This window comes from Colwellia sp. F1, assembly GCF_056238625.1.
In genome coordinates this window covers 38,400-59,598 of sequence record NZ_JBWDLI010000019.1, presented here as the reverse complement: position 1 = coordinate 59,598, position 21,199 = coordinate 38,400, and the positions used below count along the sequence as shown (strand labels likewise).

The window sequence follows — 21,199 nt, the reverse complement described above, 5'->3', positions numbered from 1 at the left end:
CTGCTCAATTAAACGTTGCCAATCTTCTAGTGTTCTTCTTAGCTTCATAATACCTCCTGAAAAATCAGAGGGTATAATTAAACGAATCAAAATGATCTGCTAGGTGTGGTTACTCGGACGCTTACGCTCCACCTGAACCCATTCGCTCATATTACCGCGGCACTTCAACAGAGAAAATCAACAGAGAAAATCAGTAGCGCCGGAATGCAGATAAATTCAAAACTCATCCTTTTATAAGCGTAGACATATGAATACTAAACAGAAGCTTCAAACTCTCGTCTGATCACTCAAAGTACTACACATTCCTTACCAGTTCCCTTATAATTACTACGTTTAAAGACATTTATACTTGATTTTATACAGAGATTTAAAATGAGCCAAATTAATGCAGCTGTTGATTTTGATTTTCAATATCCAGCTAAGCCAGCATCATTAAATGATGTTCAGAAAACACAGTATATAGCAAGAATTAAAGCACTGCTAATTGAAAAAAATGCCGTGCTTGTTGCTCATTATTATACTGATCCCGAAATTCAAGCGTTAGCAGAAGAAACTGGCGGATGTGTTGCGGACTCTTTAGAAATGGCGCGTTTTGGTAATCAGCACCCTGCAGACACATTAATTGTTGCTGGTGTTAAATTTATGGGAGAAACGGCAAAAATTTTAACTCCAGAAAAAACCGTCTTAATGCCAGAGCTAGAAGCAACCTGCTCATTAGATCTTGGCTGCCCTGTCAAAGAGTTTTCTGCCTTTTGTGACGCGCACCCTGATCATACTGTTGTTGTTTATGCTAATACATCAGCGGCTGTTAAAGCACGCGCAGACTGGGTTGTTACTTCTAGTATTGCCTTAGAAATTGTTGAAATGTTAGAAAGTGAGGGCAAACCAATTTTATGGGGGCCAGATCGCCATTTAGGTGCCTACATAGAAAAAGAAACCGGTGCTAAAATGTTAATGTGGCAAGGTGCGTGTATTGTCCATGATGAATTTAAAGCAAAAGCCTTACATGATTTAAAAATTCAATATCCCGATGCAGCTGTATTAGTTCATCCTGAATCGCCAGCTAATGTTGTGTCACTTGCTGATGCAGTTGGTTCAACTAGCCAGTTAATTAAAGCTAGCCAAGAAATGCCTAATCAACACTTTATTGTGGCGACTGATAAAGGAATTTTTTACAAAATGGAGCAAGCGAATCCACATAAAACATTTATTGCTGCCCCAACCGGTGGTAATGGCGCTACTTGTCGCAGTTGTGCTAGTTGCCCATGGATGGCCATGAACGGGTTAAAGTCTATCGCAGATGCGTTAGAAAGCCCATTAGGGAAAGAAATCAAAGTGGATGCTGCGCTAGCCAAAAAAGCGCTCATTCCTCTACATCGAATGTTAAATTTTGCTGCAGAAAATCAATTAAAAGTTAAAGGTAATGCTTAATTTTCTAATACTGCAGGAAATATAGTCAGCTATTTCCTTTTTCTGTTAATATTATAGGGTTCTGCTTGCGTGTTAGTTAATTTTTAACTACTATAGCGCGGTTAAAAAATATAGGTGAGCTGGCTGAGTGGCTGAAGGCGCACGCCTGGAAAGTGTGTTTAGGTTTACCCCTAACGAGAGTTCGAATCTCTCGCTCACCGCCATATTTATACAAAGGTAATCAAAAACTTAGCTTGATTACCTTTCCTTTAGAACAACAGTAGATCTCTGTTCTGGTCAAGCACGAAGCAGCCTTATTTTGTGCGCCACCACATCTTACCTTTACGACAATTTACAATGCTCACAGCATCAAACCCTCGTTGCTGCCTATTCGCATGTCGTTAAGACAGTATTAGCTGTTTATTTTCATCCTCTATGACTTATTTGCTCCTACTCCTACCAATATTAATAGACTAATACTAATTTCCCTAAAGAAGAGAGTACTTTTTTTATGCGAAATGTTATTATCTAGACTAAATATTTACCAGAATTGTCAAAACCAAATAGCTTTAAGAATAACTTTATAAGTTGCCATGCAATGTTCATTCGTTTTTGGCATTTTTAATTTAGTTTCTCTAACTAATATTTGTTTAATAAAAAATTGCTCAATAAGGAACCATGTAAATGGCGTCTGAACAGTACAAAGATACAAGTTTATTAAGTCACTTGAATGAAGGGCTACATGGCAGTGAAATGTACTTTAATGCATTTTTTAATAATGCAGGTGACCCTATCTTTGTTAAAGATAAAACATGTCGGTTAATTCTTGTTAATGATGCTTTTTGTCATATGTTTAATTTATCAAGGAAGGAAATATTAGGTAAAAAGGTTTTTAAAAAGGTACCCGAAGCCGAAATGAATCGCTTTTTATCTATTGATAAACAAGTACTTAAAGATGGAATTGAAACTGTAAATGAACAAACACTTACGGTTAGCGGCAGGCAAGTAAGAACAACGTTAACAAAGAAAAATCGATACACAGACTCCGAAGGTAATCATTTTATTGTTGGGGTAATTCATGATATCACTGAACGTAAAAAAAACGAATTACGTGAGAAGTCCCGTACTAATATATTAGAGCTAATCACGAGCAGTAAACCACTAACAGCTATTTTAGATGCAATTACAACTGCGGTTGAACAAGAAAACCCAAAAATGCTATGCAGTATTTTATTGCTTGATGGCTCAAGAAAGCACCTGTTAGTTGGCTCAGCATTAAGTTTACCTCGCTTTTATAGTGAAGCAATACATGGTATGGAAATTGGTTTGGGAGTTTGCTCCTGTGGCAGCGCAGCCTTTCAAAATCAACGTGTTATTGTTGAAAGTACCCAAACACATCCTTGCTGGGAACCCTATAAAGTAATTGCCAATAAAGCGGGCATAGCTGCCTGTTGGTCAGAGCCAATACGTTCTTCTCAAGGGAAAGTACTTGGCACCTTTGCTATCTACCACCGTAAAGAAGTTTCTCCTACACAAGCTGATTTTGCCATGATGGAGCAAACAGCTAATTTAGCGAGTATTGCCATTGAAATAAAACAAGCAGAAGATAAGCTGAAGCTTGGTGCCAGTGTGTTTACACATGCAGGAGAGGGCATAGCAATTGCTGACGCAAAGGGTAATCTTATTAATGTAAACGACCGTTTCTGTGAAATATCTGGGTATGCTCGCGAAGAGCTAATAGGGCAAAACCCTCGTATCCTTAAGTCAGGTATGCAATCAACTGCGTTTTATGCAGAAATGTGGAAATCGATCAAAACCCATGATTACTGGAAGGGTGAAATTTGGAATCGGCATAAAAATGGCAAGTTATACGCTGAAATGAAAACTATCAGTGCAGTACGTGATGACAATGGTAAAATTACCCATTACGTTGGTTTGGGTAATGACATCACGGCGATGAAAGAACACCAAAACCAATTAGAGCATATTGCTCATTACGACATGTTAACTAATTTACCCAACCGTGTTTTACTGGCAGACCGGCTTTCTCAAGCGATGTTGCAATGCAGTCGTCAAAAGCAATCATTGGCGGTTATTTTTTTGGATTTAGATGGCTTTAAAGCCATTAATGACAGCTACGGGCATGCCGTTGGTGATGAACTGTTGATTGCTCTTGCATCACAAATGAAAAAGGCATTGCGTGAAGGTGATAGCTTGTCTCGTATTGGCGGTGATGAATTTGTCGCAGTAATAACCGGCCTAGATTCCATGGAAGACTGTAAACCAATATTAGCGCGACTATTATTGGCTACATCACAGCCGATCACTATAGGTGGTCTGATTTTAAAAGTCTCAGCCAGTATTGGCGTAACTCTTTATCCGCAAGATAATTCCAGTGCTGATCAGCTTATGCGTCATGCTGATCAAGCCATGTATGTAGCTAAAGGCTTAGGAAAAAATTGTTATCATGTATTTGATACGGCTGAAGATGATGCTGTTAAAGTGAAGCGAGAGAGCCTAGAAGCGATTCGTAATGCCTTAGCAAACGATCAATTTGTTCTCTATTATCAACCCAAGGTAAATATGCGAACAGGCAAGGTAATAGGTGTTGAAGCGTTAATTCGTTGGCAACACCCAGAGCGAGGTTTGTTATACCCAGTAGATTTTTTACCTGTTATTGAAAACAACCCTATAAGTATAGAAATGGGGGAGTGGGTGATAAGTACGACATTGAAACAAATTAGCCAATGGCAAAAAATGGGGGAGGAGTTTCCAGTAAATATAAGCGTCAACATTGCCGCAGTGCAATTACAACAGCCTGATTTCACGCTAAGGTTAACTGAGCTATTAGCAGCTCACCCCGATGTTTCCCCTCGTTTTTTAGCATTAGAAGTACTTGAAACAAGTGCGCTAGATGATGTGCATCATGTATCAAAGGTTATGCACACCTGTATGGACTTAGGCATAAGCTTTGCGCTAGATGACTTTGGTACAGGCTATTCGTCTTTAACTTATCTTAGACGTTTACCAGCAAAACTCATTAAAATTGATCAGAGCTTTGTTCGAGACATGTTACATGACGTAGATGATTTAGCTATTGTTGAAGGAATTGTAGCTTTAGCAAAATCATTTAAGCGCGATGTTATTGCAGAAGGCGTAGAAACAGTTGAGCATGGTATGGCTTTATTACAGTTAGGTTGTAATTTAGCACAGGGTTATGGTATTGCTAGGCCTATGGCAGCCAAAGATTTTCCTGCATGGCTTAGTGAGTGGAAACCAGACAAGCGTTGGAAACTGTAAGTAGATAGCTAGGCTAAATATTTACAGTTTTATTTAATAATATATTTTTGCTATCGCAAGAAAATAATAGTTATTCATTTATGGTTTATAGAAGGTAAAAATGTCAGAAATAAATAAGTTTTCTAAAACAGTTACGTTAGACGAGTCGCAACCCGCATCACAAGCGATGCTTTATGCTATTGGTTTAACAGAAGAAGATATGAAAAAAGCACAGGTAGGCATTGTTTCTACTGGTTGGGAAGGCAACCCTTGTAATATGCACTTAAACGACCTTGCTACGCACGTGAAAAAAAGTGTCACCAATGCAGACTTGGTAGGGTTAGTTTTTCATACCATTGGTGTAAGTGATGGTATTTCTAATGGGACAGCTGGGATGAAATACTCCTTAATCTCACGAGAAGTTATTGCAGATTCAATTGAAACCGTCGCGGGCGCACAATATTATGACGCCCTTGTTACTATTGTCGGTTGTGATAAAAATATGCCTGGTGCAATGATGGCTTTGGCTCGCGTAAATCGCCCTGGCATATTAGTTTATGGTGGTTCTGTTAAGGCAGGCAAATGGAAGGGTGAAGACTTAAATATTGTTTCTGCTTTTGAAGCTTATGGTAAAAAATTACAGGGTGTTATCTCTGATGAAGACTACAAAGGGATAATTCAAAATGCAATCCCTGGCGCCGGTGCTTGTGGTGGTATGTACACTGCTAATACTATGTCGTCAGCGATTGAAGCATTAGGGATGAGCTTACCCTATTCATCTTCTAACTTGGCCGTTGGTGAAGACAAGAAAATAGAAATAACAAAAGTAGGTGATGCGATTAAAAACCTGCTTGAAAAAGATATTAAACCAAAAGACATAATGACGAAAAAAGCATTTGAAAACGCGTTAAGAATCATTATGGTTTTAGGTGGCTCTACCAACGCAACCTTGCACATTATTGCCATGGCGCGATCTTGCGGTGTTGAACTAACGTTAGATGACTTTCAAATAATGGCTGATAACACTCCCTTGTTGGCAAACTTAAAGCCTTCAGGCGAATACTTAATGCAAGATTTACACGATATAGGTGGTATTCCTGCAGTGATGAAGTACTTATTAGCAGAAGGTTTATTGCATGGAGACTGTTTAACTGTAACCGGAAAAACGATTGCTGAAAACCTAGCTGATTTACCAGAACTTACAGAAGGACAAAATATTATTAAACCTGTAAGTGAGCCATTAAAGGCAACAGGGCACTTACAAATTCTTTATGGCAACCTAGCGGCAGAAGGTTCTGTTGCTAAAATTACCGGTAAAGAAGGTGAACTATTTGAAGGGCCAGCAAGGGTTTATGATGATGAATTTGCTGCCATAAAAGGAATTAGCGAAGAAGTACAAAAAGGTGAGGTTATTGTGATCCGTTACTCTGGACCAAAAGGTGCGCCAGGAATGCCTGAAATGCTAAAACCAACCTCAGCAGTCATGGGCGCAGGCCTTGGTAAAGATGTAGCATTAATTACCGACGGCAGGTTTTCGGGAGGATCTCATGGTTTTGTAGTGGGACACGTGACTCCAGAGGCCAGTGAGGGCGGGTTGATTGGTTTGGTTCAAAATGGTGATATAATCAAAATAGATGCAGTGACTAACACGTTAGAACTAAAGGTAGATGAAGCAGAAATTGCTAAGCGTAAAGCGACTTGGATAAAACCTGCTTATAAAGCCACAAATGGTGTATTAAGAAAATACATAGCTACAGTAAAATCCGCCTCATTAGGCTGTATTACTGATGAACTAGACTGATAGATGATGTAAAAGAACATCGCTTACGCGAGCAATTAAGGTTAAGTCAGTGCAAGCGCCTAGTTTATTATCTAGTCTCTTGCCCTGTTTTTTCTGGGATGAACTGTTAAAGTTAACTTATAGCAGCACTTAATGAACGGGAACGACAATGACAGACGAAATAAAATATACTATCGCCACTTTTGCAGCTTTAAAAACGGCAATAATTAATGCGGAAGAGCAGACAGTAAAAACCTTGCTGGCAAACCAAACAATGATCGACATAGAAAAAAGTTACTTACTTGATTTAGCCAAAGTGAACAACAATCGGGCAATCATCAAGTTACTTGAAGCTGTACCCGTAGAAGAGTAGGTAAGTTGCGTGTGATGAATTACAAAGTAATTAACAAGTGAGCTACAGTCTACAGTGTTTATTCAGGCCGGCTATGTATTACGGGCTTTGTATTAACATTTCCGGCGCTTATTGGCGAAGGGGTGTTAGCGACAAACCTAAAGCTAATTTTAAGTCTACGCTACAACATGTAAAGCCTAGCTATTATAGTCCCAAATACCAAGTGGCAATTGAGAAATAAAGCACGACACCGGCAACGTCAGCAATAGAAGTAATTAAAGGTCCACTTGCGGTAGCTGGGTCAAGGTTAAAGCGGCTTAGTAAAAAAGGTAAAGACAGACCAATTAAACTACCCGCCACCACTACCAACATCATAGTCACAGACACTACAACCGCAATATCATAACCACCACGCCACCAGCCTAATCCTACCACGGCGCTTGCCATGGTTAAGCCTAATAAAGCCGCCACTAAACAATCTTTCGCTAGTAAAGTGCCCCAGTCACGTAATTTAATATCCCCTGTGGCTAATGCTCGCACCATTAATGTACCTGATTGTGCGCCTGCATTTCCACTACTGCCTATTAATAGGGGAAGGAAAAATAATAACGAAATATGATCCGAAATAGTGCCCTCGTAATAAGCAATGCCTGCGCCCGAAAAAATATTACCAAATACTAAAATAACCAACCAAAACACCCGTTTTTGATAGAGTAAAAAAATGCTGGCGTTTTTAACACTGATCTCTAACTTGCCAATAGTGGCTGTTTTATGGAAGTCTTCAGTTGCTTCTTCTGCGACTACGTCCATCGCGTCATCGTAGGTAACAATACCAACCATTTTTCGATCTTCGTCAATAATAGGTAAAGCTAATATGTCATACTTTGAGATAAGTGCTGCAACTTCTTCTTGTACCGTGTTAACGTCGGCAAAGATAGGTTCATGGTTCATTAATTCTTCTATAAACATGGTTACAGGCGCTAAAATTAAGTCTTTTAGCGAAACAACACCAATTAAATGACGATTATTATCAACCACATAAGAAGAGTATATAGTTTCTTTATCTGGGGCTTCACGGCGCAACACATCTAACGCCTGCGCGACAGTAAGATCAGCCGTTAACATCGCATAATCTGAGGTCATTATCGCACCTGCTGTCCCTTCTTCGTGCGAGCAAAGGTGTAATAAGTCTTCACGTTCAACAAGTGCTAAAGCAGGTAATAATGTTTCACGTTGCTCTTCAGTTAATCGATTAAATAAATCGGCACGCTCATCAGGGGACACTTGTCGAATAATGGGGGATATTTGTCTACGGCTAACTCTAATAGACAACTCTACTTGTATTTCAGGAGGTAAATAGCCAAAAACTTTGGCTTGCTCTGCTCGAGGTAAAATATTGAGTAATGACCATAAATCATCAATAGGAAATTCAATAATGGCACTAGCATAATCAACAGGGTGAATGTCTGTTAGTTGTTCACGTATTAAGTGGACAGTGTTCGTTTCTAGTGAATCGCGAAGTGTTTCAATTAAGGCAGATAATTCCATAGCAACCCCTTACAGTGCAGGCTGAATAAGGCCGTGGATGCGTTTTGGCAAACTTATTCAACAAATTTAAAACAGAGAAGAAAATAGTAAAAAAGATGCTTGCTAACAGGTACAGCTATAAATTTATGGTGTTACGCTTTTTTATTAAAAAATTAAAGTGAGCTACAAAGCATTGGCGGTGATTTTATAAAGTATCGGTGCTAATAACAAGCTAAGTTATTATTTAAATTAATTAATATTATAAATAGTGTTACCGTTAGTCTCAATGGTTGTAATGTGTACATTGGGCGTCATTCATTTTTTGCCATTTAAAGGGCGCCATCTTGCACATTACCTTGTTATACTGTACCTAGATAGAGAGCTATAAATAACGGAAATGAAATTTACCATTGGTTTTAGAAAAGCAAACCACGAAGACTTAGATTTTTTATTAACCTTAAGAAAAAAGTCTATGTCTAAACATTTAGCTGATGCCAAAATTAAACTAACGAACGAACAGCACCTTGAACGTGTAAAAGAGCATTATTATGATTCTCATATTATTTTGCGAGACCGAAAACCTATAGGTTTATTAAAGCTGGGTATCGTGTCCTTAAATAACACTAGTAAAAGTTTACATATTAGGCAACTCCAAGTATTGCCTCAATATCAAGGGTTAGGTATTGGTAGTAAAGTGTTAAAAGTGGTTAAAAAAAAGGCCTTACAACTACAATTGCCTATTACATTAAATGTATTATTAAAAAACCCTGCCCGAGGGCTTTATTTACGCCACGGCTTTCAAATTGAAGGGAAGAACAAAATAGAGTTTCAAATGCGGTGTCCACTTGAGGTACTAGCAGCTAATTAACAAGAAAACAGTGAAGTAGCTAATAAGCTAGGCTGCTAGCTTATTAATACTGAAGTTAATAAAGAGCTTAAAAGATCAGCCCTTTGTTTTTTACTGTATTTACATCAATACGTGAGGGTGTAATAACACCGTCAACTAAAGGCTGGGTTGCAGTAGCAAGGGCTTGTATAACCTTATGCAAGGAAGGTAAGTTTAGTGACGCCAAGTTATCACTCACTTGATGATAATGATCATCTTTGTCTAACTGGGTACTACTAAAACTGTGTGCGGGTACACCGAACCTGGCTAAGGTTGCGTTGTCTGAGCGATAAAATAAACCTTGCTCAGGGTAGGGGTCTTGATGAATTTTATCCCCTGATTTGGCGAGTGTCTGGTTGAGTTGTTCCCCTAAATTTGACCGCTCCATACCTGTCATCCACACCGTTCCAGCACCAAACTTTGATGGCTTGCCAACCATTTCAATGTTAATCATGGCGGTGATGGTATTCGGATCTAATTGTTTTGAAAAGTATTGTGAGCCAAAACCACCCAACTCTTCAGCACTAAAAGCGGCAAACATTAAAGTGCGTGCATTATTACCACGCTCAGCATAGTACTGGGCAATGTTAATAATTGCTGCTGTACCAGAAGCGTTGTCATCAGCGCCATTATAAATGTTATTAACCGTAGCAGTCGCTGGGTCTACGCTAGCCATGCCTAAATGATCATAATGCGCCGAATATAGTACCACTTCATTTGGCTTGGTTTTACCTGGTAGTACCGCTATTACATTGATTAGTTCACTAGTATTAACGGTGTTTTCTGCCAAAAGTTCTAAGCGCTTAACCGCTGCTGCTGTGATACTTGTCAGTGCAACAACCAGAGTTCCAGCGCTTTTGGTATTGTTTCCTACTTCAGCAGGTTTAGTGATTCCTCGGCTAAAGTATTGCTGATACCCTTTAAATGTTTTTTTATGCGCAGGGTTTACCAATACTAAGTGTTCGCCGCCTTCGCTATTAATACGATGAAGTATAGTGCGCATATCATCATGTTTATTGATAGTGTGCAGGGTAAAGTCACTCGTTTTGACGCCATCAGACATATGCCAGGAAACCGTTTTAGCATTACTGGCAATTGTTAAATTATCCGGCGCAATAGTATGGCCATTTATGGCTAAGTGCAGCTTGTTATTGCTAATTTTTATAATGTGGTACTTTTGTAAAAAGCCTTGAGCTGCTATGTCTGGTGCGCCCACTAGGCCATTTTCTTCAAAACGTTGCGCTATGTAGTTAGCGGCTTGTTTGATTTCTGGAGAAAAGTTTCCTCTGCCTTTTAAATTGTCACTGGCTAAGTAGGTTACGTCTTCAGTGACTTGCGCTAAAGAGATCTGGTTTGCTGTGGCTGTCGCACTAAAGCAAGCAAAAAAACTAGCCGCTAAAAAGGTTGCAGCAAACAAAGCGCTGGGTAATTTATTAATCATATGTGTCTCGCATTTATTGGGTAAACTTTTCTTTGTTACTTGTGATTAGGCTGTTTGATCACTTTAGAAGTTTATGTAGTTACTGTGCACTTTTTAAGGTTTTAGTCTCTATTAACAATGACTCGTCACCACAGCTTAACCATAATTGACCGTCTTGAATACTGCATTGGAACTCCATTGTTCTACTCAGTAGTTTAACGAGTGCGTCGGTTGTGCTTGGTGAAAATTGTTCAACGCTAAGTTTAGCAAACTGCTTTAAGGTATTTTGTGACTGTGACCACCATGTTTCAACGCTAGCGCCATAACAATAAAGTTTTACTTTAGCGGCTTTATTACAGGCTTTTTTAAGGCGTTTCTCATCTATTTGGCCAAGCTCAATCCATAAAGCAATGTCATCACTATAATCTATTTGCCAAATAGCAGCTTCATCTTCATCACTAATCCCCTTGCCAAACTGTAAGTCTGGGTGGGCATTTAATATATAACACAGTAAACGGAGCATCAGCCGTTGCTCTGTTTCAGAAGGATGTTGGGCTAACGTGAGTTGTAGAGAATCGTAATAATTGCGATCCATATCAGCAAGCTCAATATTAGCTTTATAAATGGTTGCTTTAAGCGCCATAGGGTCTGTTACCTGATTGTAATGATTGAAGTCAATTATGGAACGCAATGATACCAATATCAGCTGTGCTTACTAAACATTTATTCAATAAATAGCTGAAATAATGGCGATAAATTTAGCAAATAATTACTCAGGTGTTATGGTACTTACCTAATAATTTTTTTTGGGGCTATTATGTCAATTCAATCTTTTATACCACCACAACGTACGTTAATGGGACCTGGTCCTTCAGATGTAAGTCCTAGCGTTTTATCTGCACTTGCTAGGCCTACAGTAGGGCACCTTGATCCTACGTTTATTGGCATGATGGACGAGGTTAAATCATTATTGCAATATGCTTTTCAAACAAAAAATACTTACACCATGGCTATATCTGCCCCAGGTTCTGCCGGAATGGAAGCTTGTTTTGTTAATTTAATAGAACCAGGTGATACGGTTGTGGTTTGTCAAAATGGTGTTTTTGGCGCACGTATGATTGAAAACGTAGAACGTATTGGTGCGACTGCAGTCGTTGTTGAAGGTACCTGGGGCAGGGCAGTTGACCCACAAGCGCTAGAAACAGCATTAAAGCAAACACCCACCGCAAAATTTGTTGCTTTTGTCCATGCTGAAACCTCTACTGGTGCACTTACTGACGCTAAAATGCTATGTGAAATAGCCAGAAAATATAACTGTTTGACGATTGTTGATGCGGTTACATCGTTAGGAGGGGTTGAATTACGTGTTGATGAATGGGGAATTGATGCTATTTACTCAGGTAGTCAAAAATGCTTATCTTGTGTTCCAGGGTTATCACCAGTGAGTTTTAGTGATAAAGCCGCACAAATTATTAAAGACAGAAAAAGTCCGGTACAAAGTTGGTTTTTAGATCAATCTCTCGTCATGGGTTACTGGTCAGGGCAGGGTAAACGTAGTTATCACCATACAGCGCCAGTAAACTCCTTATATGCATTACATGAATCATTAGTCATATTACAAAATGAAGGGTTAGAAAATAGTTGGGCACGCCATCAAGCACAGCATAAAAAACTTGCAGCAGGCTTACAAGCGTTAGGGTTAGACTATCTAGTCCCTGAAGATGAGCGTTTACCACAATTAAACTTGGTTAATATTCCAGCGGGGGTAGATGATGCTAAAGTACGCCAGTTTTTATTAAACGAATATAACTTAGAAATTGGCGCAGGCTTAGGAAAGTTTGCTGGTACTGCTTGGCGAATTGGCTTAATGGGCCATGCTGCGCGCAATGAAAATGTTTTATTATGTTTAGCTGCGCTTAAAGAAGCTTTAGCGCAATAATTTTTCATTTAACAGCTACTAATTTAATGGTAATTGTATGGTAGGTTTATAACAACCTACCATATTTAATAGGCATCACTTTTAATAAACTACCAAGTACCAATGTTTTCCATACTCAACCAAGGTTCTTGTGGGGCAAGGGCATCACCTTTTTGTAGCAACTCAATGGAAATATTATCAGGCGATTTAATAAAAGCCATATTTCCACAACGCGGAGGGCGGTTAATAAGCACACCACTATTTTGCAGATGTAAACAGGTTTGATAAATATCGTCTACTTCAAACGCTAGGTGGCCAAAGCTACGCCCAGTGTCGTACTCTTCAGTAGAGTCCCAATTATAAGTTAACTCAACTTCAGGCTCGCCCTTAGCCGTCGCTAAGTAAACCAAGGTGAACTTTCCTTCTGGTACTTCAGTGCGTCTTGTTTCAATTAACCCCAGCTTATTGATATAAAAATCTAAAGACTGCTCAAGATCACGAACGCGCACCATGGCATGTAAAAACTTCATTATAACTCCTTCGTATTGTTAACTTAGTGCTAGTTTATATTTTGAAAGGTAATTCTATTTGAAAGATAATTTTTCAAAAGTATATGTTTCAAAGATAGTTAGGTGCCCTTTAATACTAGTATATACAAGAGTTTTACAAACGGGCCTTACCTTATATTTACTCCTTACATTTAACGAAACGCAATATAGCGAGGATACACTGAAGTTTCAAGTGTATGAAACGTTGAACCATGCATATATCTTGGGACTAAAGTGTGATGCATTGTTCATCAATGTGATTTAATAAGCCTTTTGTCTATAAATATTGTTTTTAATTGCTTACTGAGTGTTTTTTGTTATTGTTTCGCACACAATAAAGCCATACAGCGGAAAGCTTTCTTTGTGCCGTCACTAATTTAATTTTACTATTTGTGGTAATTCAATATGTTAAAAAAGCTAGGAATGATAATAATTATACTGTGTTTAACTGCATGTGGTCTTGATGTTAACAGCGATAATAAAGCAGAACTGGTAGCCCCTAACTTGACCGATATGAATATGACAGGTATTTGGTTGTCAGAGGAAACGACCACTTATACCAGTAAAAGTGATGGGCAAGTGATAGAAACCTCTATTGAAAAAAAACAAATTTATATTGAAGACACTAACAGTGGCATAGAAAACCTTATGTGCCAAGATATGGTAGATCTTGCAACAGGGAAGCCTTATAGCTACCAGGGCACTAAAACAGACAATAAATATTTCCCGCTAGGTGAAGCTAATGCTGCTGAGGCATATACACTTGACAAACAGGTTTTAGTACAAGAAACACAAGTCGATGCTATGTATGGGGAGCAAGAGGCTACTGAGTCAATACGTAAAACACTAACGCGAGTAGCGTCAAATGAGCATGTTTACAGCAATGGTACAATCGCTTTAAGTGGCGCGTTAGAGTTTTCAGCCACAACAAACATTTGTACTGAGCAGTTTAAACAAACACGATTTGGCAATAATGAAACGAATAGATACACCATTTTTATGCCATATGAAAATTACGAAGAGTTAGTTATAGTATTTTTATTTGCCGGTAATCCCCCAGCCGGTTTATATGACTTAGACTCTTCAGCAACCGATACAGGGTTTATTTATACTTATATGTACAGTGATGCAGCCAGTTATAATGAAATACTAGGTAATGTAGGCTCACAGCATTTTGGTGAGCCAGGTTGGATAGATTTAATAGCAGCAGATCAAAATAGCTTTGAGGGTAATTTCTCTGTCACTATAGAAGGACACGGTGTGCTTACGGGGTATATTCAGCTAGATGTTAGTGGTTTGCGATAAAGCTAAGTCTGTAGGGGGCTCTAGGCTTAAGTATATATTTAAGCCTAGGTTGATAGCTAAAACACTAAAAATTGTTGTGCTAGCGATACCTTACATTGAGCTTAGTCAGTTTTTTCTTTGTAATCACATAAGTCTTCAATAATACAAGCGCCGCATTTTGGGTTTCTTGCGGTGCAAGTATAGCGCCCATGTAAAATAAACCAATGGTGTAAATTGAACATAAATTCACTTTTATTGGGTGTGTTTTTTATAATAGCTTGCTCAGTTTGTTCAACGGTTTTTCCTTTCGCGTAGCCGGTACGGTTGGCAACTCTTTGTATATGCGTATCGACAGCAATAAAGTACTTACCTTCATTGTCTTTAAGCCAGCCAAAAGCAGTATTGAGCACTACGTTAGCTGTTTTTCTACCCACACCAGGTAATGCTTCTAATGCAGCTCTATTTTCAGGTACTTCACCGCCATGTAAATCAATTAACATTTGGCAAGTTTTTAAGGTGTTTTTAGCCTTGCTATTAAAAAGGCCAATAGTTTTGATATAAGATGTTAGCCCTGCTAGCCCTAAATCTAAAATTGCTTGGGGTGTATTGGCAACCGGGTATAACTTGGCTGTGGCTTTGTTTACGCCAACATCGGTAGACTGAGCTGACAGCAGCACAGCAATGAGTAATTCAAATGGTGTGCTAAAATTTAATTCTGTTGTTGGCTCTGGGTTATTATCGCGTAGCCTGGTTAATATTTCTAATCGTTTTTCTTTATTCATTTTTTAGTATCACTGCTTTTGAATAGTATTTAGCCACGAAGAAGCCGAAGCTAATAACACAAACTTAATAACTATGATTCAAAGTTAACTCTAACACGCTCAATAACCTGTTTTTCTGCTTTGGGTTGACGCTGTTTTATATAGGCATCAATCATATTCTTAAATGCGATAATAAAACCCATCGCGATAAAAGCTCCAGGCGGTAGAATGGCTAATAAAAACTGGCTGTCTAGCTGCATTACTTCAATACGTAAGACACTGGCCCAGTCACCAAGTAATAAATGTGCACCGTCAAAGAGTGTGCCTTGGCCTAAAACCTCCCTAATTGCCCCCAATAACACTAATACTAAAGCAAAACCAAGTCCCATCATCAAGCCATCAAAACTCGCTTGTTTTACTGGGTTTTTTGAAGCGTAAGCTTCTGCTCGGCCTATAATAGCGCAATTGGTTACAATCAGGGGTAAAAAAATACCTAATGACTGATAAATACTATAGGTATATGCGTTCATTAGTAGCTGAACACAGGTGACAAAAGCGGCAATAATTAAGACAAAAATAGGGATACGAATTTCTTTTGGTACCCAGTGCCGAATAGCAGAAACAGTAGTGTTTGAGGCAACTAATACTAATAGGGTCGCTAAACCCAACCCTAATGCGTTAGTAATAGTAGCTGTTACGGCTAATAAGGGGCAAAGGCCGAGTAACTGCACTATACCAGGGTTGTTTTTCCATAACCCTTGTACGGCTAGCTCTTTATATTCGGCTTTAGCGGCTTGCTTAGCGAGCTTCTTCTCACTTTCCTGTGCTGCTAATTGAGTCTCAGAGGAGTTATTGTTGGCATTTTGGCTCGCCTGATCTTGAGCTGTTGATATTTCATGCTTAGTGCTCATAAAGGACCTCGCTTTTATGCTCTGACAGCGTGTTGTTATTTGGTAGAGCACAGGTATTTGTTTGCTGTAATAATGCGGTTTTATTCTCTTTAAAAAATAGCAAAGTGTTGCTCACTGCTTTTACCACAGCCCTAGGGGTAATGGTTGCACCAGTGAATTGGTCAAAAACACCGCCGTCTTTTCTAACAGCCCAGCGACTATCTTGCTCTGACAATAATGTTTTACCGTTAAACGTTGTGATCCAGTCACTTTTTTTTAGCTCAACCTTATCACCTAACCCCGGCGTTTCTTGATGCGTTAACACCCTAACGCCACTAATGCTATTATCAATATTAACAGCAACAATTAATTCGATATTACCGTTGTAACCATCGGGTGCTGTACTAGTGATAGCCATAGCAATAGGTACGGTGTTATGTCGGGCAATGTAGGCTGTTTGCTCTAAATTACTTCCTTTGGAGCCACCGAGTAAAGGAGAACTAATACTAATGCAGTCTTGCGTAATTTCATTGTTATAGCGGCTCGGTTCAATGATGCTGTGCAGTGTACTTAATAGTTGCAATTGTGCTTGTGTTGCAATTTTGTCTTTAGTTAATTCATGCACTAAACCCACAATTGCCGTACAAACAATGGCAAAAACTGCCAAAATTTGGCTGTTTTTTTGCATAGGCAACTGAAAGCCATTGCTCTTTTTTGTTTCTTTTTTAGTTGACGAGTTACTCATGATTTAATCTTTTTTGTTGTCAATATCATGCCCATAGGTGCGTGGACGAGTATATTGATCTATTAAAGGGGCGGTCATATTACAAAGTAATACGGCAAAAGCAATGCCGTCTGGGTATCCGCCAAATGTTCTAATTAAGTACACTATTAATCCGGCTAATGCCCCCATAATTAATCGACCTTTTACGCTAGTGGCACCACTCACTGGGTCGGTTAAAATAAAGAATGCTCCCAGCATAGTACCGCCTGTTACCCAATGAAACAAAGTAGAAGCACTGCTGTCAGGACTGATACTGTAAGCAATAAAAGAACATATAAATAAACTGAATAAAAAGCTAAACGGTGTTTGCCAAGCAATCCCTTTTTTTACTATTAAAAATACACCGCCGGCAAGAAAGGCTATGTTGATCCATTCCCAGCCAAAAGAAAAACCTAAACTACCAGCTAAGTCATTAGAAAAAAGACTGTTTTGAGTGGTTTCTATAGCAGTAAATCCCAAACCTATATTGGTTTTTAAGGTGTCTAGTGGCGTTGCCATAGTAAAACCGTCTATATTAGTACGCAACTGTTCAATAGAGTAACCTTCACTAGTGAAACCGGTAAATATCGTGGTTAAGGTATTGGTAAACCCTAACTCTATGTTCATCAGTGATAGTGGCGGTTGCCATGAAGTCATCTGTACGGGGAAGGAAATAAGTAACATGACATAGGCTGCCATGGCAGGGTTAAATAGGTTATGCCCTAAACCACCATAAAGCTGCTTTACAACTAAAATAGCAAAGGCTGCGCCTAATACAGAAATCCACCATGGAGCAATAGCAGGTAAGCAAATACCAAGTAACACTGCGGTTAAAACGGCACTTCCATCAAATATTTGTTTACGAATATTTTTGTTGCTTCGTAAAGATAAAGCAATAAATTCACACAACAAGGCTGTGACAATAGCTAAAGATATATGTATTATATTCCCCCAGCCAAAAAAGTACCATTGAGTTATTATGCCGGGGAATAAAGCATAAATAACTAAACGCATTAAAGCAGAGGTTTGGGTGTGATTATGATTGTGGGGTGAGCTTGCTATCCAAAAGGCCATAATTATTCTGACTCTTCATTGCTAGATTTTAAAGGTGATATATCATCGCTTCCGGCTGTTGTTAATTGTGCATCAGAGGCTTGCGATTGCGCTTTTTTCTCGTTAGCTTTAGCTTTAGCCTTAGCTACAGCAGCAGCAATTTTAGCTTTTTTATTATCAGCACTGGCCTTAGCTGTTGTGTTTACTGGCACTTCATTAGCTGTGCTGGTAGGGGCGGGGGAAGTTTTGTTTTTATTTTCATCCCTCTTTTTATTTTGAGCTTTAGCCTTTGCTTTGGCTACAGCGGCAGCAATTTTTGCTTGCTTATTATTGGCCTCAGTATTAGCATTTGTTATAGCTGAACTTACTTGTTCATCACCTGAATCAGTTGCGGTTAGTGTACTTGCTTTTGCCAATTTTTTTGCTTTTGCTCTAGCAATAGCCGCTTTTACTTGTGACTTTTCATCTGATAGGGCGATATTTTCAACTTGCTTGCTTTGCATTTCGGGTTCAGCTGGGGCGGGTTGTTCTGTTTCCGTTTTTGGCCGTGCATTCGCCATTTTTTTAGCTTTTACACGGGCAAGTGCTGCAGCAACAGCATCGCTTGCCGTTGTACCGTCAGCTGCTTTTTTATTCATGTTGGCTTTGCGCGCGGCAGCAGCCTTCCTGTGTTTTTCTTCTCGTGCGGCTTTTTCTTTCTCTAGGCGTAACTTTCTCGCTTCAAACCTTACTTTGGCTTTCTCCGCTTTAATGTCAAGTTGTTGTTGCTGGCGAATTTCGGCTTTTGCAATGCGGTAATATTGTACTAGTGGGATTTGGCTAGGACACACATAAGCACAGGCGCCACAATCAATACAATCAAATAAGTTTAGCTTGAGGAGTTGGTCGTGATCTTTTGCTTTCGCGCTCCATTGCATTTCTTGTGGCAATAACTGGCTTGGGCAGACTTCAGCGCATTGGCCGCAGCGAATACATTCAACTTCATTGGAGCCATTTTCAAAAGCACTAGGCATCTCTTTTTTGCTTGGTGCTAATATGCAGTTACTGGTTTTAACAATGGGCACCAAGTCGTTTAGCATTGTAAAGCCCATTAATGGTCCACCCATGATAACCGGTGGAGCAGTCTTTTGGCTTTGAGAAACAAAGCCAGCTTGGGTTAATAAATGCCTAACGGGTGTCCCTAATAATGCCCAAACATTTTGTGGTTTACTGAGTGCTTGGCCGGTTACGGTAACCACACGCCTAATCAGTGGAATGTCATTAATCACAGCGTCACTAATAGCAAAGCAAGTCGCAACATTTTGTACAACAATACCGGCGTGAATAGGCAAAGAGCCACTTTTAATCTCTTGGCCAGTTAATATTTTTATCAGCTGCTTTTCACCACCAGACGGATACTTTGTTGGCACGACACACACCTTTAGCTTTTTAATAGTGTGAGTGGCATTTTCTAGTGCTTTTATTGCTTTGGGCTTGTTATCTTCAATGCCGATCAGAATTATGTCAGGGTTAAGTAAATGATCTAATATTTTTATACCATCAATAATGGCTTCGCTTTGTTCACACATTAATAAATCATCAGCAGTGATGTAGGGTTCACACTCAGCAGCATTAATGATTAAAAAGTTTATACCAGATTTTATATTTACTTTAATATGTGTTGGAAAGCCAGCACCACCCATGCCAGAAATACCAGCGTCAGTAATTTTTTGAATTATCTGTTTTGGACTTAGCTGCGTGAAATCTTGACAAATTTCTCTTGGACGCCATGTGTCTTCATAATCGACATCAAGGAAAATACAAAGCTCGCTTAAGCCAGAGGGGTGCGCTATAACTGATTTTTTAATGGCGCTAATAACACCACTTGTTGGGGCGTGTATTGGTACAGCCATAGGGTTAGTGCTTTTGGTTAAGGGCTGGCCTTTTAATACTTTATCGCCAACGTTAACTAATAAATCACCTTGGCGGCCTATATGCTGCTGTAAAGGAAGTATTAACTGTTTTGGTAATGGCAGTTGCCTAATCGGCTTATTTGCCGTTAGCATCTTTTGCTCTGGAGGATGAATACCGCCATGGAACTGCCAAAACTTTTGCTGATTAATACGTTCAATTATAGACTCCATTACTCTCTCCTAGTCTACTTGCTTAACAGCAATTTTGTTCAGATCCCACTGCCAGTTTTGAGTGGTTTCGGCAATAGGGCGCATTTCAATGCAGTCTACTGGGCATGGGGCGACACATAAATCACAGCCCGTGCACTCATCTGCAATGATGGTATGCATTTGCTTGGCAGCACCTAAAATCGCGTCTACAGGGCAAGCTTGAATACATTTAGTGCAGCCAATACAGTCTTCTTCAATGATAAAAGCAACCGTAGGCCCTTTATCAGCCTCATGGGTTTCGTCTAATGGCTCAACATCAACACCGAGTAAGTCAGCTATTTTTTTTATAGTGTCTTCCCCGCCAGGTGCACATTTATTTATTGCTTCACCGTTTGCAACGGCTTCAGCATAAGGCTTACATCCGGGGTAACCGCATTGCCCGCATTGTGTTTGCGGTAGTAAGGCATCAAGCTGTTCAACAATAGGGTCGCCTTCAACATGAAAGCGGACAGAGGCATAACCAAGAATTGCACCAAATAGTGCAGCGATAACCCCAAGAACGAGTATGGCAATAAGAATATTCATAATAGCAGCGCCTTAGATCTTAACTAGGCCAGAAAAGCCCATAAAGGCTAGCGACATAAGGCCTGCGGTAATCATTGCTATGGCAGCGCCTTTAAATGGGCTGGGGACGTCAGCATTTACTATTTTCTCTCGCATTGCTGAGAACATCACTAACACCAAGGAAAATCCAGCTGCCGCACCAAAACCATAAATGATAGATTCAAAAAAGTTGTGCTCTAATCTTAAATTTAATAAAGCAACACCTAATACGGCGCAGTTCGTTGTAATGAGTGGAAGAAATATGCCTAATAAACGATAAAGACTAGCACTTGTTTTATGAACCACCATTTCTGTAAATTGTACCACTACGGCAATCACTAAAATAAAGCTCATGGTGGTTAGGTATTCAATATTAAGTGGCGCTAAAATATACGTAGTCACTAAGTAGCTAAGTAAAGAGGCTAACGTCATAACAAAGGTCGTGGCAAAAGACATACCTATGGCCGTTTCAGTACGAGATGACACTCCCATAAAAGGGCATAAACCAAGGAATTGCACCAATACAAAGTTATTTACGAGTACTGTGCCAATAAGTAGCAGAATATAATCGGTCATTTGCGAGTTAGATCAGAACGTTAGTTTTAGAGTATTAGCGACATTAT

The 21,199-nt window shown here is 39.4% G+C and carries 18 protein-coding genes and 1 tRNA gene; 8 read left to right on the top strand and 11 right to left on the bottom strand.

The features are described 5' to 3' along the window. The first annotated feature begins 372 nt into the window (after positions 1-372). The 5 genes from nadA to AC0UA9_RS15605 all read left to right on the top strand — a co-directional run bounded on the left by nadA (position 373) and on the right by AC0UA9_RS15605 (position 6,842). Entirely contained in the window at positions 373-1,431 is a 1,059-nt protein-coding gene (gene nadA / locus AC0UA9_RS15625) for a quinolinate synthase NadA (RefSeq protein ID WP_475661394.1), read from the top strand. Positions 1,432-1,544: 113 nt separating this feature from the next. Further along, positions 1,545-1,634, top strand: a tRNA-Ser gene (locus AC0UA9_RS15620). A gap of 460 nt (positions 1,635-2,094) precedes the next feature. After that, complete coding sequence (locus AC0UA9_RS15615; protein WP_475661393.1) at positions 2,095-4,710, top strand: bifunctional diguanylate cyclase/phosphodiesterase; 2,616 nt, start codon at positions 2,095-2,097, stop codon at positions 4,708-4,710. Between the two features lie 100 nt (positions 4,711-4,810). Further along, positions 4,811-6,490, top strand: a complete 1,680-nt coding sequence (ilvD, locus tag AC0UA9_RS15610) for a dihydroxy-acid dehydratase (protein WP_475661391.1) — start codon at positions 4,811-4,813, stop codon at positions 6,488-6,490. 148 nt (positions 6,491-6,638) lie between these two features. Then, entirely contained in the window at positions 6,639-6,842 is a 204-nt protein-coding gene (locus AC0UA9_RS15605) for a hypothetical protein (protein ID WP_475661388.1), read from the top strand. A gap of 183 nt (positions 6,843-7,025) precedes the next feature. Here AC0UA9_RS15605 and mgtE read toward each other — a convergent pair whose 3' ends face one another. Beyond that, positions 7,026-8,369, bottom strand: a complete 1,344-nt coding sequence (mgtE, locus tag AC0UA9_RS15600) for a magnesium transporter (protein WP_475661386.1) — start codon at positions 8,367-8,369, stop codon at positions 7,026-7,028. A gap of 376 nt (positions 8,370-8,745) precedes the next feature. Between mgtE and AC0UA9_RS15595 the strand changes: the two genes are divergently transcribed. Continuing rightward, positions 8,746-9,216: a GNAT family N-acetyltransferase gene (locus tag AC0UA9_RS15595; protein ID WP_475661384.1), complete on the top strand. Its 471-nt coding sequence runs from the start codon at positions 8,746-8,748 to the stop codon at positions 9,214-9,216. Positions 9,217-9,283: 67 nt separating this feature from the next. On the opposite strand, the gene AC0UA9_RS15590 is transcribed toward AC0UA9_RS15595, so the two are convergent. Next, positions 9,284-10,675 (bottom strand): M28 family metallopeptidase, encoded by a 1,392-nt coding sequence (locus AC0UA9_RS15590; protein WP_475661382.1) that lies wholly within the window; start codon positions 10,673-10,675, stop codon positions 9,284-9,286. A 79-nt stretch (positions 10,676-10,754) separates the two neighbouring features. Then, positions 10,755-11,297, bottom strand: a complete 543-nt coding sequence (locus AC0UA9_RS15585) for a YaeQ family protein (protein WP_475661379.1) — start codon at positions 11,295-11,297, stop codon at positions 10,755-10,757. Between the two features lie 174 nt (positions 11,298-11,471). On the opposite strand from AC0UA9_RS15585, the gene AC0UA9_RS15580 reads away from it, so the two are divergent. Further along, complete coding sequence (locus AC0UA9_RS15580; RefSeq protein ID WP_475661377.1) at positions 11,472-12,593, top strand: pyridoxal-phosphate-dependent aminotransferase family protein; 1,122 nt, start codon at positions 11,472-11,474, stop codon at positions 12,591-12,593. 89 nt (positions 12,594-12,682) lie between these two features. On the opposite strand, the gene AC0UA9_RS15575 is transcribed toward AC0UA9_RS15580, so the two are convergent. After that, entirely contained in the window at positions 12,683-13,102 is a 420-nt protein-coding gene (locus AC0UA9_RS15575; RefSeq protein WP_475661375.1) for a VOC family protein, read from the bottom strand. Between the two features lie 441 nt (positions 13,103-13,543). Between AC0UA9_RS15575 and AC0UA9_RS15570 the strand changes: the two genes are divergently transcribed. Further along, positions 13,544-14,425, top strand: a complete 882-nt coding sequence (locus AC0UA9_RS15570; protein ID WP_475661371.1) for a hypothetical protein — start codon at positions 13,544-13,546, stop codon at positions 14,423-14,425. 101 nt (positions 14,426-14,526) lie between these two features. On the opposite strand, the gene nth is transcribed toward AC0UA9_RS15570, so the two are convergent. The 7 genes from nth to rsxA form a co-directional block, all read right to left on the bottom strand. Further along, a complete protein-coding gene (nth, locus tag AC0UA9_RS15565) occupies positions 14,527-15,186 on the bottom strand; it encodes an endonuclease III (RefSeq protein ID WP_475661368.1) in 660 nt (219 codons plus the stop codon). A gap of 71 nt (positions 15,187-15,257) precedes the next feature. Next, positions 15,258-16,076, bottom strand: a complete 819-nt coding sequence (locus AC0UA9_RS15560; RefSeq protein ID WP_475661366.1) for an electron transport complex subunit E — start codon at positions 16,074-16,076, stop codon at positions 15,258-15,260. Beyond that, positions 16,066-16,800 (bottom strand): electron transport complex subunit RsxG, encoded by a 735-nt coding sequence (gene rsxG, locus AC0UA9_RS15555; RefSeq protein ID WP_475661364.1) that lies wholly within the window; start codon positions 16,798-16,800, stop codon positions 16,066-16,068. Before rsxG ends, AC0UA9_RS15560 begins: the two co-directional genes overlap by 11 nt. A 3-nt stretch (positions 16,801-16,803) precedes the next feature. After that, positions 16,804-17,892, bottom strand: a complete 1,089-nt coding sequence (rsxD, locus tag AC0UA9_RS15550) for an electron transport complex subunit RsxD (RefSeq protein WP_475661362.1) — start codon at positions 17,890-17,892, stop codon at positions 16,804-16,806. 2 nt (positions 17,893-17,894) lie between these two features. Beyond that, positions 17,895-19,994, bottom strand: a complete 2,100-nt coding sequence (rsxC, locus tag AC0UA9_RS15545) for an electron transport complex subunit RsxC (RefSeq protein ID WP_475661360.1) — start codon at positions 19,992-19,994, stop codon at positions 17,895-17,897. A gap of 9 nt (positions 19,995-20,003) precedes the next feature. Then, positions 20,004-20,558: an electron transport complex subunit RsxB gene (gene rsxB / locus AC0UA9_RS15540; RefSeq protein WP_475661356.1), complete on the bottom strand. Its 555-nt coding sequence runs from the start codon at positions 20,556-20,558 to the stop codon at positions 20,004-20,006. A 12-nt stretch (positions 20,559-20,570) separates the two neighbouring features. Continuing rightward, the gene (rsxA, locus tag AC0UA9_RS15535; RefSeq protein ID WP_475661354.1) at positions 20,571-21,152 is read right to left on the bottom strand and encodes an electron transport complex subunit RsxA; all 582 of its coding nucleotides are present in this window, start codon (positions 21,150-21,152) and stop codon (positions 20,571-20,573) included. Between the last annotated feature and the right edge of the window lie 47 nt (positions 21,153-21,199).

What these genes read in the sequence shown, in the direction of transcription:
- nadA (WP_475661394.1), top strand. Translation starts at nt 373, where the DNA reads ATGAGCCAAATTAATGCAGCTGTTGATTTTGATTTTCAATATCCAGCT.
- AC0UA9_RS15615 (WP_475661393.1), top strand. Translation starts at nt 2,095, where the DNA reads ATGGCGTCTGAACAGTACAAAGATACAAGTTTATTAAGTCACTTGAAT.
- ilvD (WP_475661391.1), top strand. Translation starts at nt 4,811, where the DNA reads ATGTCAGAAATAAATAAGTTTTCTAAAACAGTTACGTTAGACGAGTCG.
- AC0UA9_RS15605 (WP_475661388.1), top strand. Translation starts at nt 6,639, where the DNA reads ATGACAGACGAAATAAAATATACTATCGCCACTTTTGCAGCTTTAAAA.
- mgtE (WP_475661386.1), bottom strand. Translation starts at nt 8,369, where the DNA reads ATGGAATTATCTGCCTTAATTGAAACACTTCGCGATTCACTAGAAACG.
- AC0UA9_RS15595 (WP_475661384.1), top strand. Translation starts at nt 8,746, where the DNA reads ATGAAATTTACCATTGGTTTTAGAAAAGCAAACCACGAAGACTTAGAT.
- AC0UA9_RS15590 (WP_475661382.1), bottom strand. Translation starts at nt 10,675, where the DNA reads ATGATTAATAAATTACCCAGCGCTTTGTTTGCTGCAACCTTTTTAGCG.
- AC0UA9_RS15585 (WP_475661379.1), bottom strand. Translation starts at nt 11,297, where the DNA reads ATGGCGCTTAAAGCAACCATTTATAAAGCTAATATTGAGCTTGCTGAT.
- AC0UA9_RS15580 (WP_475661377.1), top strand. Translation starts at nt 11,472, where the DNA reads ATGTCAATTCAATCTTTTATACCACCACAACGTACGTTAATGGGACCT.
- AC0UA9_RS15575 (WP_475661375.1), bottom strand. Translation starts at nt 13,102, where the DNA reads ATGAAGTTTTTACATGCCATGGTGCGCGTTCGTGATCTTGAGCAGTCT.
- AC0UA9_RS15570 (WP_475661371.1), top strand. Translation starts at nt 13,544, where the DNA reads ATGATAATAATTATACTGTGTTTAACTGCATGTGGTCTTGATGTTAAC.
- nth (WP_475661368.1), bottom strand. Translation starts at nt 15,186, where the DNA reads ATGAATAAAGAAAAACGATTAGAAATATTAACCAGGCTACGCGATAAT.
- AC0UA9_RS15560 (WP_475661366.1), bottom strand. Translation starts at nt 16,076, where the DNA reads ATGAGCACTAAGCATGAAATATCAACAGCTCAAGATCAGGCGAGCCAA.
- rsxG (WP_475661364.1), bottom strand. Translation starts at nt 16,800, where the DNA reads ATGAGTAACTCGTCAACTAAAAAAGAAACAAAAAAGAGCAATGGCTTT.
- rsxD (WP_475661362.1), bottom strand. Translation starts at nt 17,892, where the DNA reads ATGGCCTTTTGGATAGCAAGCTCACCCCACAATCATAATCACACCCAA.
- rsxC (WP_475661360.1), bottom strand. Translation starts at nt 19,994, where the DNA reads ATGGAGTCTATAATTGAACGTATTAATCAGCAAAAGTTTTGGCAGTTC.
- rsxB (WP_475661356.1), bottom strand. Translation starts at nt 20,558, where the DNA reads ATGAATATTCTTATTGCCATACTCGTTCTTGGGGTTATCGCTGCACTA.
- rsxA (WP_475661354.1), bottom strand. Translation starts at nt 21,152, where the DNA reads ATGACCGATTATATTCTGCTACTTATTGGCACAGTACTCGTAAATAAC.